This window comes from Zhongshania sp., from assembly GCF_047636175.1.
In the GTDB taxonomy this organism is placed as follows: domain Bacteria; phylum Pseudomonadota; class Gammaproteobacteria; order Pseudomonadales; family Spongiibacteraceae; genus Spongiibacter.
This window is the reverse complement of the sequence record NZ_JBLIKC010000004.1, coordinates 1-18,143: the sequence shown is the minus strand read 5'-3', so window position 1 is coordinate 18,143 and position 18,143 is coordinate 1. Positions and strand designations below refer to the sequence as shown.

Below are 18,143 nucleotides of genomic sequence, written 5' to 3'. Positions count from 1 at the left end.
GGGTGGGCCCGACGATTGTCTTGCCGAGGTGTCCGTCAACAGGATACCTCGGTTAGGATGGTATGGCTGCGAGGACCAGTGCGGTCGTGTCAATGCCTTTGTTGGCCGAACCAAGTGAGTCGTGGAGCTACAGTGTTGGGTTCGATATCCTCGGTGATCTGGTGTATCCCTTGGGGATTTTCTTGTTCAAAATTCGCTATAAAGTAAATTTATCCATCAGCGCGTTAGGGCGGATCTCCATTAGATCTACTGCAACCCCTGGCGGGTAGGCCAAGCAATCTGCGACGGCGATGCCAATGTGCTCCGCCTGCATGCCCACATCCATTGTCGGGCCCATGTTGTGCCAGGCGTTCAAGGCCTTGGCGAAGATTTTTTGATCCCAACCTTGGGAGAAATTGGTACCTGCGGCACCGGGACGCAGACAGGTTACGGCTATACCATCGGCCTGAACTTCCTCACGAAAATCTCTGGTGAAGCGCTCAACCGCAGCCTTAGTCGCCGCGTAGATGGAAAGGTGAACCATCTCATCGTAATGCCATGCGCTGGCCGAAGAAATATTGATCAAACGCGGATTATCTTCTCCACGTAAGAGCGGTATGGCCGCCTGACACGCGAACACCACCCCGAGAAAATTAGTATTGATCTGCGAGATAACTTCATCTTCTTTGAGATGCTCGATCGCTCCAGGCTTCGCCATGCCAGCATTATTGATAACGCCATTAAGCTGGCCGAAGTGGCTTTTCACTTTAGCGAAAGCTTGCTTGATGCTGTGACTACTACTCACATCACCGACAGCAATGCAGGTATTCTCGGTGCCTAAGTCCTGAGCGGCTTGCTGCAATGCCGATTCAGTTCGCCCAACCAAACCCACTTTCGCGCCGCGCGCCAACAACACGCGCGCTATAGCCAATCCGAATCCACTGGAAGCGCCGGTAACGATGTAAACCTTACTCTCGATGCTCATACGCCACCGACCGCAATCGATTTAGTTTCGAGATACTCCTCAAAACCGTCGGCGCCCATCTCGCGACCAATACCGCTTTGTTTGTAGCCACTAAAAGGTATATCCGCCGCGAAGAAGTTACCGCCATTGACATTCACTGTGCCGGTGCGCACGCGCTTAGCTACGCGCAGGGCGCGCTCTTCGTCAGCCGACCATACGGAACCGGACTGCCCATAATCAGAATCGTTGGCTATGCGAATCGCATCTTCTTCATCGTCGTAGGCAAACACTGCCAAGACCGGCCCGAAGATTTCTTCGCGAGCTATTGTCATGTCGCTGGTAATATCCATGAATACGTTAGGTTCAACGTAATAACCTTTCGGTAAGTGTGCTGGCCTGCCGCCGTACAGTAATTCATCCACTTGGGCGTCGTCGCGAACGCAAATGCCGATGTACTCACATTTTGCAGCCAGCTCGGCCACACTGGCGCAGCCAATTGCGCCTCTTTCTTCGAGTTCATCAACCCCCGGTTGATAGACATCAAAAACGTCGGCATTAAATATCTCACAGACTAGGTGTTCCGCCGAAGGCTTGCCGGTATTACCTAGGCCTACATAGCCGATATTTTTCTTATTAGTCATCGATTCTCCTCGTGCCATTATGGACACTCGAATCTGCCAGTCGACAGATACTAGGCTTTGCTAAAATTTAAGTCAAGGGTGGTTGACTTAGAGACAATCTATATTTACCTTGTTAGCGATGAAACTTGCAACCCCAAACGCTATCAACGATATCTGGCCCGCATACCAGAGTAATTTTGCGCGCCATGTATTGGGCGTTGCCCGGTTTTTGCAGAGCGACACCATGGCCACGCTGCGTAACGAACAAGGTCATACCGCACTGAAACTTAGCTATGAGCCCTATATATCGCTCATAGGAGAGCATGGCGTCAGCCTTACCGAAGTCGCGGATGCGCTCGGCATCAGTAAGCAGGCGGCTAATCAGACCGCCAATCAGATTGAAAAAGCCGGCTACATCCACAGGGTTTCGTCCGATACCGACAAACGCTCAAAGTTGCTACAACTGACCGACAGGGGTCTCAACCTGTTGGCGGACGGTGCAGCCGCCTACAAACTAACGGAGTCAAAGATTCTCTCAGCGGCGCCGCGCTGTGATGTCAAAGAACTCGCAAGCGCTCTCGATCAACTGGTGAGCCAACTTAACTTGTCTCCGATCGACACGCGGCAAGTTAAATTTGGCGCTCAGCTCTCTCGCCTTTCTGACCATATCAACGTGCGGCTTATGACCTTAACCAGCGAATTTGGCCACCCGAATCTGAGGCTGTCCTTCGCCCATATACTTCTTCATATAGGGCCTCGCGGCACCCGTATGCAAGACGTGGCAAAAGTCAGGCAGGTCAGCAAGCAAGCAATCAGCGCGATAGCCTCAGAGCTGGAAGAACTTGGATTTATTTATCGCGATGCTGAAGTCGGCAACAAACGGCAGCAGATACTTCGATTTACAGCGCAGGGCGTGCAATTAATCGGTGATTCAGTCACGGCTGTAGGGCGCCTGAAACAAGAATTTTCTGAATATCTCGGCACGGAAAAAATGCAAAGGCTGGAATCGGAGTTTTACTACCTTTACCAGCAGCTAGGTCTTAAGCATGAAGAATTCGGTGATCTTTATCAGCCTGAACTTCACAAACTCGCCAGCGAACTTCGCAAGCAGTTGGGCAAAGATAAAGCCCATGACCTTGCTCGAATATTACTGTCTCAATGATCTGGAACTAACGCTATGAATGAATTTATCGAATCAATAACGCAATCGTACAACTGGCAAGCGGCTCTTATCTCGCTGGTCGGTATTGTGCTCATTGTTAAAATCGGAAAATATATAGCCTTCCTCGTACCCGCTTTGGCGCAGGCTCGTAAAATAAATCTTGCCGAAGATGCCAAGAAGATTGCGAAACCCAAGTATCTACCCGTAATTAAATCTTCAGAAAAGATTGGCGTAATCAGCAATATCGCTTTTTTTGTCGCTATTTTACCTTTCGTTGCAACCCTAGATAGCCAGCCCGCCTGGATGATCGCATTGCATGTTTTCGCTATTATTATGGTTTACGATTTTTTATACTATTTCTGCCACCGCTTCTGGTTTCATGGTCAGGGGAAGATGCGTCAGATCCATGCGATTCACCATCAGGCGCGCAACCCAACCCATATTGATGCCTACTATGTGCATCCGACTGAAACATTCATCGGCATCATGCTGTATATGTGCTCGATTCCGTTACTAGCAGCCTTCTTGGGCCCATTTCATGTCAGCACGATCATCCTGAGTTTCGTGATTTTCACGCAGGTCAATACTCTCAACCATACCCTTGTTGAGCTACCGTACTTCCCTTTTAAAACCCTGAACTGGTTTACCGCGAAACATCATGTGCACCATGAAAATATGCACAAGGGAAATTACGCAAGTATTACGCCCCTCTACGACAAACTATTTGGCACTTTGGATTGATAGGGGGCACTCGGATGTAATCCGAAAATTGTGCAGTTTAAGTGGATCCAGAGTCATTCTCGCAGACTGTATAAATCGGCTGTCCGCCTCATTGTATGAAATAGTCCAGCATCCACACTATCAGCACCAGTCCTAACTCGGCTCAGAAATAAATCCCCGCGATAAATAAGCAAGGTAGAATAAATGAAGGGATTTTCATTAGCTCTCCCTGTATTGGCGGTGGCCGCTGCCACACCCGCCGTCGCGCAAGTGGTGGACAAACGTTCTGCCGCGATAGAAGAAGTCATAGTGACTGCGCGCAAGATTGAAGAATCCCTGCAAGACACACCAGTTTCGGTGGCGGTCTTTTCCAGTGCCGATCTTGAGCAGATGGGTGTCAACGAGGCTCGAGATATACCCCCAGCCTCCAAATGCAAAAACAAAGTGGCAGTCAGGATAAGTACGCAATAGCCATACGGGGAGTTTCCTCGGGCGATTGCTTGGCGTGAACCCTTGTCTTTACAGTGAAATCTCCAGCATATTATTGCGCTGGCCCATAGTGACCTCGGCAACATAGCCGTAGTCCACCGGGATATTGCAACCACTGATAAAACCAGCCAGCTTGCTGTTCAGGATCACCACAGCGTTGCCCATATCTGCGCCGGTGGCAAAATCGCCGTTGCTAGGGCAAAACAGGGCGGTGACATCCTTGCCAATGCCCGCAGTGGCAAGGCTGTCCATAAAGGCTGAATCGGTTGGTGAAGGCGCGATGCAGTTAATGCGTTTGTGGTGCTTGGCCAGTTCGCCGGCCATCTGCATGGTATAAACAATAATGCATTGCTTTGAAAAACCGTAGGCGTCCGCCTGTTGTCCTAATTCATTGCCGGCTTTAAGCCAGTCAGATGCAGCTTCAAAACCGTCGAGGGCTAAAAACTCCTGAACCCTTTCAAGATTGACGCGCCATGCCATACCCGCAGTAGACGCTATAGAAATGATAGCGCCGCCCTCACAGATGCGGGGTAAAAGCTGTTCTGTTAGGTAGCGTAGGCCGACAAAGTTGATCATTATTGTTTCGTAAACTGGAGTCGGTGGGTGCGGCACGCCGGCACAATTGAACAGGCTGTAGATTGTGTCGGGCAGTTCTGTCAGGGCGGCATCGATAGAGGCCTTGTCCATAATGTTTACTTTGAGAGCTTTGGTGACTGGCGCTGTGACATCGCCTATGTCCAGTGCATAAACATTCGCGCCAGCTTCTATTAGCAGCGCTGTCGCAGCAGCACCCATTCCCGAGGCTGCTCCAGTAATGACGACGTTTTGATTTTTATAGCCGAGGATATTATCCATTTTATTTTCCTTATCGGTGGTCTATATGGCTCAGTTTAACCTTGTTGTTCTGGCCGTTGGACGCGCATGCTGAACGCCTTGTAAATATTGACTGGGTCAAATTCTTGCTCGGCCAGTCGGATCCTGTTGGCATCTTAGACGGCAACACCCAAAGTTTTCGTTTCCAGATATTCTTCAAAGCCTTCTGAGCCCATTTCACGGCCGATGCCACTTTGTTTGTAGCCGCCAAAGGGCGCGTCAGGGCCGAAGAAATTACCACCATTTATGTTCAGTGTTCCGGTGCGTACGCGTCGTGCAAATGCAATGGCGCGTTCATCAGTGGCCGCGTAAACCGCTCCCGACAAGCCGTAGTCTGAATCGTTGGCAATGCGCAGAGCATCGGCTTCGTTGTTGTAAGGAATGACGACCAGTACCGGGCCAAAAATTTCTTCTCGTGCAATGATCATGTCGTTGGTGACTTCGCTGAATACAGTGGGCTCGACAAAGTAGCCTTTGTCGAGATGCGCTGGGCGGCCGCCACCGCAAATTAATTTGGCACCTTCGGCTTTTCCTTTTTCAATGTAGGCGAGCACGCGGTCATATTGGCGCTTGTTGATTAGTGGTCCGCCCATTTCACCGCTGGTGTCTGCGCTGCCTATGGTGATGCTGTTAAAAATAGTTTTTAGCGTTGCTTCGGCTTCGGCAAGTTTGCTACGAGGGACCAAGCAGCGTGTGGTAATCGCGCAGCCTTGGCCGGAGTGTGCGCACACGGCAATGGCGCCAAAAAGGGCGCTGCTGAGATCGGCGTCTTCCAATATCACCATGGCTGATTTTCCGCCAAGTTCAAGAAATACCTTTTTGACGGTGTCGGTAGCATTACGCATAACGTGCTTGCCAATGGCGGTAGAGCCGGTAAACGACACGACATCAACACGTGGATCCCAGCTAAGGAAATTGCCAATTTCCGCTGGGTCGGAAGCGGTTAGCACATTGAATACGCCGGCTGGCATCTCAGTTTCAGCTGCAATACGGCCTAGTAGTGACGCTGTCCAGGGGGTGTCCGGTGCTGACTTAAGCACCACAGTGCAACCCGCTGCCAGAGCGGGAACGCACTTGGCCAGATTGATTTGAATAGGAAAATTCCAAGGTGAAATGGCGGCGACAACACCGGCAGCTTCCTTGAAGACTAGGCGCTTGCTCTTAATGCCCATGACGTCGTATTCACCAATTTCGCGGTCCCATTGAAACTGCTCTAAAAAGTCGATTGGCCAACGGGCCATAGCAACGGGGCCGTCACACTGGGGGCCGTTGACAAAAAACTGAGTTGCGCCGGTTTCGGCAGCGGTTGCGTCGCGCAACTCATCAATGTGCTTATTGAGACCATCGACAAACTGACGCAGGCATTTCGCCCTAAATGCGTGATCGCGTGACCACTCGGTATTGTCGAAGGCCTCACGTGCTGCAACCAAGGCGGCTTCTGCATCGGCTAAGCTGGCATCGGCTGCAACGCCTACCTTCTCTTCGGTTTTGGGGCTGAAGTTATCGTAAACACGACCGCCTTGGGCCGAGCGCAGTTCGCCATTGATAAATAGGCGCTGTTCACCATAGCTCGGTTGTTGATGGTTCATACCGGTGCTCCTGTACTTGCGTTTAATGTTGATGTGACGCCCTCGAGAAAAGTCTTACGAATACCTTCCCGAACTTTTTGGGTTGCAGGTAGTTCAATATTCAACTGTGTCGCGAGGTCTAGCGCGTGATCCAGATCTTTTTCTCCCAAACCCGCGAAGGGGCCAAAAAATTCGTTCATTTGCTCGGGAGTACAACCCGCCAGTAAAGCTTCACGTCCAGAAATAAACTGCTGGCCGGAGGGTGTGATAACGCCGTTAGCTTTGCCTACTTCGTAGAGGCGGTCCGGCTCCAGCCCGGAGTGTTTGATCAGCGCGATGGCCTCGCTGCAAGCCGTGAAGGCTGCATAGGTGATCATATTGTTGGCGAGTTTTAAGACAGCGCCTGCGCCGATGTCACCGGCGTGAACAACGGCTTTACTTGTACCGGCAAACATAGGTTTAGCGCGCTCTATTACGCTGGCGTCACCACCGACCATAATGCAAAGGCTGCCGTCTGCGGCGCCGGAAGCGCCACCAGTAATTGGCGCGTCTATTACGTGAACATTATATTTTTCAGCGTCTTTGCCCCAGCGAAGAATGCTGTCGCGGGTGACGGTGCTGTGAATGGCGATAATGGTGCCTTTGGTGGCGTTGGCAAATATGCCGTTATCGCCGTAGAAGAGATTATCGATATCGTCGTCATTGCGTACACACAGGCCAATCAGCGTACATTTTTCGGCAATTTCTCGGCCACTCTGAGTAGCAATTGCGCCCAGCTCTACCATTTCTTGTATGGGGTCGGCCATTACGTCGTAGACGTAAACCTGCAGCCCGTTCTTGCTCCGGTTTTTGACGAGGTTGCTGCACATGGGTTTGCCAATGTTGCCTAGGCCAATATATCCCGTTGCGATTGTCATGAGTTTGTCCTTTTTATTATTTAAAATTGAGTTTGTTGCCAATCAGTTATTAACAGATGCAAAGCTTGCGGGCAGCGTGGTGTAGCCGCCTACATTGGAGTTATGGGTGCGATCTGAGGCGGCAATATTCCGCTCATACTCAGGCATCACTTTCAGAATTCATTCGAAACATATACGCGCTTCTAGTTTGGCTAGTGCCGCGCCGAGACAGGAATGCAAACCCAGACAAAAAGCGATGTGGTCGCGCGCTCCTCGGCTAACGTCGTGGCTGTCAGCGTTTTCATAATGACCTTTATCCTGGCTGGCGGCAATAATGCACAGTCCTACGCCGTCACCTTTCTCAGATTTTTTACCTAGAACCTCAGGGTCTTGCATAACCGTTCGGTCAATCAGCTGAGTGGAGCCGTCAAAGCGTAATGTCACTTCCCAGGCATCGGCAACAAGCGAAGGATTGGCCACCAACAGTTCACGCACAATATTGTTCAAATCAAACGTGGTCTGCTTCTCGTAGAATGAGCTGCCCGAGTCCACTGAGTTCATGATTTGGTACTTCTGTTTCCTGCAACCCACAGGCATTCAATTGATTTTTTTATACGGGTGCATTAATTATGATTTATTAGCTGCAAATCTCAAGAAAATCGCGATTTACAGCTAATAAAATGGATATCGAAGATCACCTTAATGAACAGGCCTAACACCCTCTGCTTTCGATACAGCGTCAAATCACTTCAACGACAACATTTTTTTGATAAAAGCAATCGAAGCTCTAAGGCATAGTCTTGATTGGTGTTGCCACCTCTTCTCAATTCAATACTGTTCACTTCTGCTGATGGCCTTTATGGCATGATCTTGGCTGGCTGGCACCTCAAACACCTGTTTGCGTGCGGTGGGAGATTTTTTGTAACAAAAAAGTGACAGCTTACCCACGTCCGAGTGTTTTCACTTGTGTACGCCCAAACTAATGAGTTGATAATCCTCTGTAGGAAGATAGCCATCCTTATATTCGGCCAGATATTCCTTTCTCAGATCATAACGTATGTTTTATTAGTTTCAATGCGTTAAGTAGGTCCCCAATGAGGTAATTGGAACGGCGGTATTGTTCAAATGGATTGAAGGCGTGGAAAAAGCGGACAGATCTCTAGCGCTTATAATCGATCAAATGCGGTTAAATTAATGCCCTGACGACTTGCGCCGTATATTACTTTGGTCCTCTTATCAAAGAAAAGACTCCAGCATTGATTTAAAAAATAAGGAAATTCAATGAGATGGAGGCTTCGCTATTAGCGAGTGCCGGTCCTAGGTATTAATAGGCATGGCTCTACTATTCACACCGCAGGACGGCGCAAAACGAGTATTAAAAGGACGAATTTCATGACGAGAAAACCGATGTTGTTAATGGTTAAGCTAACAAGCGACTGACTGCTAATGTGCTGGGATTCAATCAATAGCGCCTATAAAGATTTGAGTCCTGCAGTTTACATGCAAATTTTGACATCACACCAACGCCAGAGAGAGATCGATTTAAGCGGGCAACTTAAAGATTATGGCAGAGCTTAATGCTCGAAATTTTTTTGACTAAACCACTGGCTGTTACCCTTAGTTTCGCCAGTGTATATGACCCATTTCAACACCGTATCAATAACAAAAGAGAAAACCTATGTCTGATCTGGATGCTAGGGTGAGAAGCCTCGAAGCCCTTGTTTCAACGTTAAACACCGAGAAGCCATTAAGGACCTACGTCATACCTACTGGTACAGTATTCTCGACAAGAATGTGGACGCTTTGGTGGACTGTTTTAGTGACGACGCCGAGTTGGAGTACGGTTTCAATATCACTTTGAGTGGGCGCGACAATATTCGTGATTTCTTCACGAAATTGATGGAAAATGATAACTTTTTTCGGCAGATACCCGTCGGCGCCAATCCGCTGATAGAATTTATCAATGACAATAGCGCTAACGGCCGTTGAACTGTTGAGGTCTCTACCATGGCCGTGTCGGATGCGCCTTCGCATCGTATTGGCGTCCAATAGTTCGAGAGTTACCGGCGGGACATGGAGGGCTGGAAAATCTGCCACATGAAGAACGACTCTCTCTACTTCGAGAAGCCGATATTTGATGCGGAGATGACTTAAGAAGTCATTGCGGCACGGACTACATTCGGAGCTAACGCCCGCGGTTTATTTAGGCCCGTGGGCTTCGCTGCAGACCTCGACACTTCAAAGTCTGACCCTAGCCCGCGAAAAGGTATTGCCAAGTTAATTCACAGTTTCTGCTGATGTAGGGGTATGAATATATACAAGCGCCACCGATTTCCCCGCGATATAATTGCTTATGCAATATGGCTTTATCATCGCTGCAATTTGAATCACCATGATATAGAGGATTTACTGGCTGATGCGCTGGGCATTGTTAGTCGTGAGGCTATCCGGCTCTGGTGCATCAAATTCGGCGCTATTTACGCACGCCGATTACGACGGAATCACCGGGGCTATGGTGATACGGTCTACATTGACGAAGTTTTTATATCTATCAATGGGAAACGGCAGTAGCTTTGGCGAGCCGTGGATCAAGACGGCGAAGTTGTCGATGTCTACCTTCAGGTAAAAAGAGATGGAGAGATAGCTAAGCGCCTTTTTCGCAAATTATTGAAGCGCCATGGCGAGGGACCGAGGAAGTTTTTGACAGATAAATTGCGGAGCTACGGTGTTGCTCATCAGGAATTGAGAAGGGCAGTTGCCTGAGTTGGCGCAGTGTCATTCAACGCAACTCAGAAAGTCAACTTGTCAGTACCTAGCTGATTGTTAATCGGGAGGGCTCTGTTCGAGATGCTGCAGAAGCGATGTGTGTGGATAAATCTACCATGTATAAATGGGTTCGTCAGATTAGAGCGTTGCGTTGACCATTTTAAACCGCACACATTTGTGGTCAGTCAATGTTTCTGCATCGACGAGAAATGTGAACAAGAGAGTACGTGCCATTAAGATATTGGTGAATCACTTATCTTATTGAAATTTATAAAATAGGCGATATGATCAAGGGAAAAGAATATTTGGCAGAGATAAAGGGAACTAGTCGTCATTTGATCGTCGCTCGCTATCGGCGAGGCATACATCTTATTGAGTTCCCTTGTATTTTTTAATTCATGCTGTAGCCCCGACTTTAACAAAGGGGTCAAAGTGATATGTGGCGCAAGCCGTCTGAATAAAACCCTATGAAAGCACAGATAATGAAGCTTACTGATAAATATTTTTTATGCGGAAGAATTTTTCTTATGTGCCGTAAATTTTTACAACCCTTTATTGTGGTTTTATTTAGTTTATCTTTGCTCGCCTGTGGTGGCTCTGGTTCGTCAGTAATTGTCCAACCAAGAATTAGCCAATTCTCCTTTTTAACGAAGAATAATCCCAGTCTTAGTTCAGATCTAAGTTTATCAATATCTGGCAATACTATTATTGGAAAATTCCCAGCCACAGCAAATTGGCAAAGCATGATCGCGACAGTTCAACATAATGGTATTTTATTAATTGTTAATGATACCGCTCAGATAAATGGTGTATCGGAGCAGGACTTTAGTGATGTGCAGTCTTACACTGTTATGATGTCGGACGGACGTGAACAAAGTTATTCTGTAGATGTTGTAGCTTTTACTGGGTTGCCTATCATTTATTTAACGACATCTGATAATGATGCCATTGACTCAAAAGAAGATTACATTGAAGGCATTGTGACTATTAAAGGCGGACGTAACTTTGCAGACGTACCTGCCGCCGTTATGAAAATTCGAGGGCGAGGTAATTCGACTTGGACTCACCCGAAAAAGCCTTTTCAAATGAAGCTTGATGACGAGTCGACATTTTTAGATATGCCATCCAAAAAGAAGTGGATATTTTTGGCCGAATATTCTGATAAAACCATGTTGAGAAACACCATCGCTTTTGAGATGGGATATTTGAGTAACCTCGAGTGGACACCTAAAAGTACTTTTGCCGAGGTGTATATTAACGACAAATATAACGGTACCTATAACATTACTGAAAAGGTGGAAGAAGGCAGTAATCGAGTGGATATTGGTGATAATGGTTTTTTACTTGAAATAGATGGGCGTGCCGGCTCAGATGATGTGTACTTCAGTACGAATAAATTTCAAAAAGTGGTAATAAAAGAGCCCAGTCTAGATCAAGATGATGAGCAATACACCTACATTAAAACACACATCAATGAATTTGAAGCTGCGTTATTTGCTTCAAATTTTGCCGACCCCACCAGTGGTTATGCCAAATATATAGACGTTGATAGTTTTATTGATTGGTATCTAATCAGTGAGATTACCAAGAATATTGATTCTCGAAATTTCAGCAGCATCTATTTTACCCTCGTGCCAGGTGAAAAAATCAAGATGGGGCCATTATGGGATTTTGATTTATCTTTTGGAAATATAAATTATTCTGACCCCCAGTATTTCGATGGCTTTTGGATAAAAGACCATAAATGGATTTCGAGATTATTTGAGGACGATGTCTTCGTCGAAAAAATTAAAGCCCGCTTTATATACTTTAAAAGCAACCAAAACCTCATTATGGGTAAGATTGATGCTTACGCCATCAAGTTAAACCTGGCACAACAAGAGAATGACAGTAAGTGGGGAACCTTGGGTGAATATGTGTGGCCAAACCCCGTCGTGTTTGATACTTATAATGAAGAAGTGACTTATCTAAAAACGTGGTATTCACAAAGAATGACTTGGTTAGATAGCGCTTTGAAAAATCTTTAGCAGGTCAATATTACGTATCGAGATAAGTTCTGTCTTGCATTAATTTGTCAGATACAACTGAAGTAATCTAAAATATATCTCTAAAGGGCACGTTAAAAATGAACAGCCTTGAGCGCAGGCTAATTAGCGTCTGCATTAATGGGGAGCGCCTTAGTCGTAAAATTGAAAGCTGGAGACTCTTTCATTGATACAGATCCAAGAAAACCTGGTAAAACTAAACCAGGCGCTTAACAAGTTGCTGTACTCGCAAAAACTACTCGCTGCGCTCCCAGTTTTCCGGTGAGTAAGGCGGTGAAGCTGTATAAAAACTTAAGGTATTCATCAAAATACGCATTTTTGACGGTCCACTTATTACCAGACCAGACCAGACCAGACCAGACCAGACCAGACCAGACCAGACCAGTATATGCGGCATGAAAAGCTATTACGAAAGTCTCCGGCGTCGCATTAGCGGTCAGTTGCTGAATTTCTAATCTTCAACGCAACTGCTCGAAGATAGGCGATCGGTCGAGCTTAAAACGCCTTTTCCTCCGCGATTTACAATATGAGTATAAATTTCCGCTATGGAAATGTCAGAATGCCCAAACAATGCCTCAATGGTACGCAAATCGCAACCGGCTTCCAAAAGATGTGTTGTAAAGCTATGTCTAAAGCTTTTGGCTCGCTCATGCTTCCTAGTTACCGCTGCTCGTCCAGCATGACGAATATCGCGCCGCAAGTGGTAAATAAAAGCTGCGGGACGTTCTGGCGTATGGTGCCTGATGTCATTCATAACAACACCTCTCAATACGGATCATATATTCAGTAGGCAATATTAAAGCTGTTAAACCGGTATTCAGCAGCGTTGAGCTCCCTGATTTTAGTGGAACTCATCTAAGAAATTTGATTTTTATTGAGACGTGATTAAGCTCAGCACTAAGGGATGCCACGTCAAATACAGGATGCACGCAAATGGAAAAAATCATTTCAGGCTTACTGCCACCCTGACTGAAATAGAATTATCCTGCTTAACCACCTTAAAGCTTGGACTTGCTATGTGCAGTAGTTATAAAGCGCAAGGCATTTGAATTTACTGTTAGCCTTCATGGAGAATTCGATGAAATTTATAACCTGTACATATGAGGAACACGCATGCGCAATACTTGAAATATTAAATGAGGCGATCATTAACTCGACTGCTATCTATGACTATGATGCGCGCACAATCGAAAGTATGGTTAACTGGTTTCAACACAAAGAAATAGGAAATTTCCCTGTTGTTGGCGTAGTAAATAACGAAAGAAAATTAATCGGGTTTGCCACTTATGGCACCTTTAGGGCATGGCAAGCATATAAATACTCAGTGGAACACTCTGTTTATATTCATAAAGATCACAGAGGGAAAGGTCATGGTCTATCGCTTCTGAAAAAATTAATTGCTGCGGCGAAGCAACAGGAGTACCACACCATGATTGGTGGTATAGATATTACTAATATTAGCAGTGTTATCCTTCATGAGAAATTGGGCTTTACTCATGTAGGCACTGTTAGAGAAGCTGCATTCAAATTCAATCGCTGGCTTGATTTGGGAATGTATCAGTTGCTTCTTAAAACACCTAACAATCCTGTAAATAGCTAGCAAGACCTTCAAACCGCAAAAATATCGTTGGTTGTTTTCGCTCTGGTCATCATTTTAGCCAACTATCTTTTTCAGCTTAGTGCTTGGATTCAATCCGTCGCGCTTATAAAGATTTTTGTCCTGCAGTTTATATGCGGATTTTGACATCACACCAACGCCATAGCGAGATGGATTTAGGCGAGCAACTTAGAGATTATGACAGAGCTTAATGTCCGAAAGTTTTTTGACTGAATTACTGACTTTTAGCCTTGGTTTCGCTAGTGTGTATGACGCATTTCAACACCGTATCAATAATAAAAGAGAAATCCTATGTCAGATCTGGATGCCAGGTTGAGCAGCCTCGAGGCCCTTGTTTCAACGTTACAACACCGAGAAGCCATTAAGGACCTGCGTCATACCTACTGGTACAGTATTCTCGACAAGAATGTGGACGCTTTGGTGAACTGTTTTAGTAACGACGCCGAGTTGGAGTACGGTTTCAATATCACTTTGAGTGGGCGCGACAATATTCGCGATTTCTTCACAAAATTGATGGAAAATGATGACTTGTTGCGGCAGATACCCGTCGGCGCCAATCCGCTGATAGATATTATCAATGACAACAGCGCTAACGGCCGTTGGACTGTTGAGGTCTCTACCTTGGCCGTGTCGGATGCGCCTTCGCGTCGTATTGGCGTCCAGTACTTCGAAAGTTACCGGCGGGACACGGAGGGCTGGAAAATCTGTCGCATGAAGAACGACTATCTCTACTTCGAGAAGCCGATACTTGACGCAGAGATGACTTAAGTCGTTATTGCGGCAGGAACTTAATTCTTATCTAACGCCCGCGGCTTATTTAGGTCTGCGGGCTCCACTGCAGATCCCAGGGATCTGCAGTCTGATCCCAGCCAGGGAAAATGCGTACAACGACGGACGGCCAATACAATTTCCTTAAGAATCCTCTAATTCTAAGGCTCTAGGCTAGCAATATCGAGATTCTCACTGCGTGCAATGTATGGCCACTACATACGCTGGCCAAATCCAACCCGAGGCTTTGCCTCGACTACGCCGTATGGCGCTACCCTCAGGAAGTCTAAATATTAAATATATAGTCCTAAATTCTTGGTAAAAGCCAGTAAGAGGGGGGTTAACAATGGTTTTTTTAAAAACATAACTATAGATTTACTGCAGAAAAGACACAGTCATTTACGGATAAGATCTGCATGTTTATTAAGGTGGTTTGTTGAGCAGTTATTGTTTCTGATAACTTAACTTTGTCAGATGTAAGTGATTTTATTATCGGGTCTAGATAACTATTTTTTTGCAAGTATGAACGCACCATTCCTGAGGTCACGATGGTGTGTCGGCCGACACTAAATATCGTCCGAAATTGAACAGCTTGGAAATCGGATCATAGATTTTTACGGAGCACTGAGCATGATTGACGGATTTGAACTGTCACATCACTCGCGCCCTTGATCAACCGCTCGCCATAGACAATGTTATTTGCTGCTAATTTTCATAAAATTCCATTAAGAAAAACGAGATCTTCATAAGCTTGGTGCCCGCATCTTAATCGCTGTGCGAAGAGATTCCCAAACTTGATGCACCCTAGTCTGATTGATTTGTCGCTAACCTTGATGCCACGTTCAGCGAATAAATCTTTGATATCCCGGTGGCTGAGATTAAATTTATAATAAATTTAGGCGGCGTAGTTGATTTTATTGGGAAGGAATCGATGGTGTTTGTAAGTATTCACTATCAAGCTAGGCTTTTCAGACGTTTAACTCGTCAGCATCCTTGCCATATCTGAATTTGTTAGATACAGAAACTATTTAGTGAGCTGTTTTGGCTTTTTCAGCTAGTTGATAGCCAAGCAAATAGTGGCAGAAAGCAAAAAATTAATATGGCTGCCTCGTTAAATTTCAGCCGTGTAACGAAGGCTATACTCAAGTTTCATATTGAGTTTAGCATCAACAAGTCAGCGGTCTTTTTCTAACTCATTTTCAATGATGGCCAAAATTTGTCCAGCGAGTGCGGCTATTTGCCTGAGCGACGAAGTGCCTTATAGCGCTCCGCTAACTCACTACGAATCTCACGGCGTTCCTGGCCGTTTGCAAATCGCCTGATTTGAACATCAGTAACGGGTACCATTTTGGGCACTTCTACGGGCTTCCCATTGTCATCAACTGCCACCATCGTGAAAAAGCAGCTATTGGTGTGCCTGACCAGCTTTTCACGGATATTCTCCGTGACCACCTTAATGCCGACCTCCATGGACGTGCGCCCGGTATAGTTAACGCTGGCTAGAAAGGTCACCAGTTCACCTACATGAACGGGTTGAAGAAACATAACCTGGTCGACAGAAATAGTAACAACATAAGCACCTGCATATCGGCTGGCGCAGGCGTAAGCCACCTCATCAAGATGCTTAAGCAAGGTTCCACCGTGCACATTGCCGGAAAAGTTGGCAACATCCGGCGTCATCAAAACAGTCATTGTCAATGTTGCCGATCCGGGTTCCATAGCGTTCTCTGTTATCGAGCATTTCAGTGTATATGTAGAATGAAATATCTACGATTTCATTAATGTGCTTTTCTTTTGGTGTTATCGAGAAATCAATCGATATGCTTGAATGCAAGTCGGCAGAAGTCGCAGACTAAACGCTTTTTTAAGTGCCCATGCAACTGTGTGCATTTCAATTAATCTAGGGCACACCTCAGTGTCAGTAGAAACTTACTGGCATTTCCGGCTACAGGTTTTTACATCTTGAGTGAAGGCAGTGGCTGTCTAAGAAGGCCTAACCGGAATTTCTTCAATTGCGGTAACTAACTTGTCATTAGTAAATACCGTGTTCAAACATCATAGCTATTAGCTAATCGATGATTAACATCTCGATGACCCGCTTCATCTTGTCTGATCACTAAGATGACATCACGCAGCCTTGCGTTAGCAGGTAATTGCCAATAATCAATTGCAATTTTCGGAGCAGCGACATTTTCCAAGCGACCGCTGTCCACCTCGGCTAGATATTCGCCATAGCTATATACTGCCTCTTCCTCGAAATACCCTACTAGGCGATGTGCAGTGCGGCCAGAAACAACATAAAGAATTAAAAAGCTGGTGAAAAAAATACCTTGGGCAAGCAAAATTAAGAGACGCTCAAAGGCACTGGGTCGTGAAATTTCGACAAACGTCATCAAATGCATACGTTCGTTCTCGGCCTCCTCCAGCAGTGTGCGAATCGTTGCTCGGTCGTCTTCCATCCGACGGAGTGAACGCATGTGCCGCACCATTCCAGCAACCATTCCAGGCACTGCGGCGACGGTTTCCAATACCACTGCACGATGGCCATAGCGCTTGGCAAAAAAAAGGTCTGCTAAAAAGCGCAACATTCTGGTTAAGCGAAATGCCACGCGGTCAGAAATGCCGGAAGGAGTGTGATGTTTACCCAGCGGGTCGTTGTTGTCGGCGGATAAAAAATATTCAGATGTTTCGTTCATATCAACGATGTCCAAAATGAAAATGCTAGAATTTGAGCCAGATCGCTGCTCATTCAAGAGCTTGTCGTGGACGGGTGATACGACATTTACCATACGCTCAGATCACATACGCCAACAAACTAAAGCCTGAGGCTTTCAAGTTCCGCACCATATTAGTGTCTACGGTCGTGCTTTAAACCAAGGTTTCTTTGGTAGTGATCAGGCCGCGTTTACAATCAACTAGCTCTCAGCTAAGCCGATCGATTCCGCCGGTACGTACGCCCGAGTAAAAGCGCATCGCATAATAGTGACGATTATCTTCGCGGGCAGATTGGATGATGCGGTTAACCTCGATTAACGAAAACGACTCAACATGGCTACGCTGGAGCTTGGGAGGTTTGATTCTGAAGACCAGACCTATCCCGTTTTTAGTTCTTTCAATAATGCGAGCGGGTGTCATCTTCCGGGCTTTCAGTCGGCACCAGAGCCGTGAACAGGTCTTGGACTTCCAGAACCCCGACCTGCTTACCTTTGCGTACCACGCGATAGGTGAGGCTGGTATCCCCTCCAGACAGCGCAATCACCGATTCTAGGTTATCTCTTTCACTGATATCGCCGGCCACGTTGTCAGGTACTTCTGTGGTGTTCTTCATGATGGACCGAACCCGCAGTACCCGGGCACGATTGATGTCGCTGATAAAGTTGACGATATATGGATCGTTCGGGTGCATCAGTATTTCTTGCGGTTCACCCTGTTGAACAATATAACCTTCTTTAAGTATGACCAGGTGGTCTGCCAGTTTCAGTGACTCATCCAGATCGTGGGTGATGAAAACGATGGTCTTTTGCAGCTCATCCTGAAGCTCTAGAAGTAGGTCTTGCATGTCTGACCGTATCAGTGGATCCAGCGCCGAAAAGGCCTCATCCATCAGCATGATCGGTGAGTTAGAGGCCAGTGCCCGAGCGATACCAACGCGCTGTTGCATGCCACCAGACAATT

At 46.5% G+C, this 18,143-nt stretch carries 18 protein-coding genes; 8 read left to right on the top strand and 10 right to left on the bottom strand.

From position 1 onward, the window contains the following. Window positions 1–196: 196 nt before the first annotated feature. Complete coding sequence (locus tag ACI955_RS03000; protein WP_415242255.1) at window positions 197–964, bottom strand: SDR family oxidoreductase; 768 nt, start codon at window positions 962–964, stop codon at window positions 197–199. Next, window positions 961–1,584 carry an aldehyde dehydrogenase family protein gene (locus ACI955_RS02995; protein WP_415242254.1) on the bottom strand — a complete coding sequence of 208 codons (624 nt, stop codon included), beginning with the start codon at window positions 1,582–1,584 and terminating at the stop codon, window positions 961–963. Before ACI955_RS02995 ends, ACI955_RS03000 begins: the two co-directional genes overlap by 4 nt. Before the next feature lie 118 nt (window positions 1,585–1,702). On the opposite strand from ACI955_RS02995, the gene ACI955_RS02990 reads away from it, so the two are divergent. The 3 genes from ACI955_RS02990 to ACI955_RS02980 all read left to right on the top strand — a co-directional run bounded on the left by ACI955_RS02990 (window position 1,703) and on the right by ACI955_RS02980 (window position 3,916). Beyond that, window positions 1,703–2,725, top strand: a complete 1,023-nt coding sequence (locus ACI955_RS02990) for a MarR family winged helix-turn-helix transcriptional regulator (RefSeq protein ID WP_415242253.1) — start codon at window positions 1,703–1,705, stop codon at window positions 2,723–2,725. Window positions 2,726–2,740: 15 nt separating this feature from the next. Continuing rightward, window positions 2,741–3,466 (top strand): sterol desaturase family protein, encoded by a 726-nt coding sequence (locus ACI955_RS02985; protein ID WP_415242252.1) that lies wholly within the window; start codon window positions 2,741–2,743, stop codon window positions 3,464–3,466. Between the two features lie 183 nt (window positions 3,467–3,649). After that, complete coding sequence (locus ACI955_RS02980; RefSeq protein ID WP_415242251.1) at window positions 3,650–3,916, top strand: hypothetical protein; 267 nt, start codon at window positions 3,650–3,652, stop codon at window positions 3,914–3,916. Between the two features lie 48 nt (window positions 3,917–3,964). On the opposite strand, the gene ACI955_RS02975 is transcribed toward ACI955_RS02980, so the two are convergent. From ACI955_RS02975 to ACI955_RS02960, 4 genes are all read right to left on the bottom strand, one after another. Beyond that, on the bottom strand, window positions 3,965–4,789 hold the full coding sequence (locus ACI955_RS02975; RefSeq protein ID WP_415242250.1) for an SDR family oxidoreductase: 825 nt from the start codon (window positions 4,787–4,789) through the stop codon (window positions 3,965–3,967). Between the two features lie 134 nt (window positions 4,790–4,923). After that, entirely contained in the window at window positions 4,924–6,396 is a 1,473-nt protein-coding gene (locus tag ACI955_RS02970; protein WP_415242249.1) for an aldehyde dehydrogenase family protein, read from the bottom strand. After that, the gene (locus ACI955_RS02965) at window positions 6,393–7,292 is read right to left on the bottom strand and encodes an NAD(P)-dependent oxidoreductase (protein WP_415242248.1); all 900 of its coding nucleotides are present in this window, start codon (window positions 7,290–7,292) and stop codon (window positions 6,393–6,395) included. The genes ACI955_RS02970 and ACI955_RS02965 overlap by 4 nt, the downstream gene beginning before the upstream one ends. 159 nt (window positions 7,293–7,451) lie before the next feature. Then, entirely contained in the window at window positions 7,452–7,832 is a 381-nt protein-coding gene (locus ACI955_RS02960) for a cytochrome P450 (RefSeq protein ID WP_415242247.1), read from the bottom strand. Between the two features lie 1,185 nt (window positions 7,833–9,017). Here ACI955_RS02960 and ACI955_RS02955 point away from each other — a divergent pair. The 3 genes from ACI955_RS02955 to ACI955_RS02945 all read left to right on the top strand — a co-directional run bounded on the left by ACI955_RS02955 (window position 9,018) and on the right by ACI955_RS02945 (window position 12,064). Beyond that, the gene (locus tag ACI955_RS02955; protein WP_415242377.1) at window positions 9,018–9,260 is read left to right on the top strand and encodes a nuclear transport factor 2 family protein; all 243 of its coding nucleotides are present in this window, start codon (window positions 9,018–9,020) and stop codon (window positions 9,258–9,260) included. Between the two features lie 594 nt (window positions 9,261–9,854). Then, a complete protein-coding gene (locus ACI955_RS02950; protein ID WP_415242246.1) occupies window positions 9,855–10,034 on the top strand; it encodes a DDE-type integrase/transposase/recombinase in 180 nt (59 codons plus the stop codon). A 470-nt stretch (window positions 10,035–10,504) separates the two neighbouring features. Then, on the top strand, window positions 10,505–12,064 hold the full coding sequence (locus ACI955_RS02945) for a CotH kinase family protein (protein WP_415242245.1): 1,560 nt from the start codon (window positions 10,505–10,507) through the stop codon (window positions 12,062–12,064). A gap of 469 nt (window positions 12,065–12,533) precedes the next feature. On the opposite strand, the gene ACI955_RS02940 is transcribed toward ACI955_RS02945, so the two are convergent. Then, window positions 12,534–12,836, bottom strand: a complete 303-nt coding sequence (locus ACI955_RS02940; RefSeq protein ID WP_415242244.1) for a tyrosine-type recombinase/integrase — start codon at window positions 12,834–12,836, stop codon at window positions 12,534–12,536. A gap of 324 nt (window positions 12,837–13,160) precedes the next feature. Between ACI955_RS02940 and ACI955_RS02935 the strand changes: the two genes are divergently transcribed. Together ACI955_RS02935 and ACI955_RS02930 are read left to right on the top strand one after the other, a co-directional pair. Next, a complete protein-coding gene (locus ACI955_RS02935) occupies window positions 13,161–13,682 on the top strand; it encodes a GNAT family N-acetyltransferase (RefSeq protein ID WP_415242243.1) in 522 nt (173 codons plus the stop codon). Window positions 13,683–13,991: 309 nt separating this feature from the next. After that, a complete protein-coding gene (locus ACI955_RS02930; protein WP_415242242.1) occupies window positions 13,992–14,468 on the top strand; it encodes a nuclear transport factor 2 family protein in 477 nt (158 codons plus the stop codon). A 1,233-nt stretch (window positions 14,469–15,701) separates the two neighbouring features. Here the strand turns inward: ACI955_RS02930 and ACI955_RS02925 are convergent. The 3 genes from ACI955_RS02925 to ACI955_RS02915 all read right to left on the bottom strand — a co-directional run. Beyond that, window positions 15,702–16,187, bottom strand: coding sequence for an acyl-CoA thioesterase (locus ACI955_RS02925; protein ID WP_415242241.1), 486 nt, complete (start codon window positions 16,185–16,187; stop codon window positions 15,702–15,704). A 329-nt stretch (window positions 16,188–16,516) separates the two neighbouring features. After that, entirely contained in the window at window positions 16,517–17,164 is a 648-nt protein-coding gene (locus tag ACI955_RS02920) for an alternative oxidase (RefSeq protein WP_415242240.1), read from the bottom strand. Between the two features lie 416 nt (window positions 17,165–17,580). Further along, on the bottom strand, window positions 17,581–18,143 hold a 563-nt coding region (locus tag ACI955_RS02915; RefSeq protein ID WP_415242239.1), incomplete at its 5' end, for an ATP-binding cassette domain-containing protein.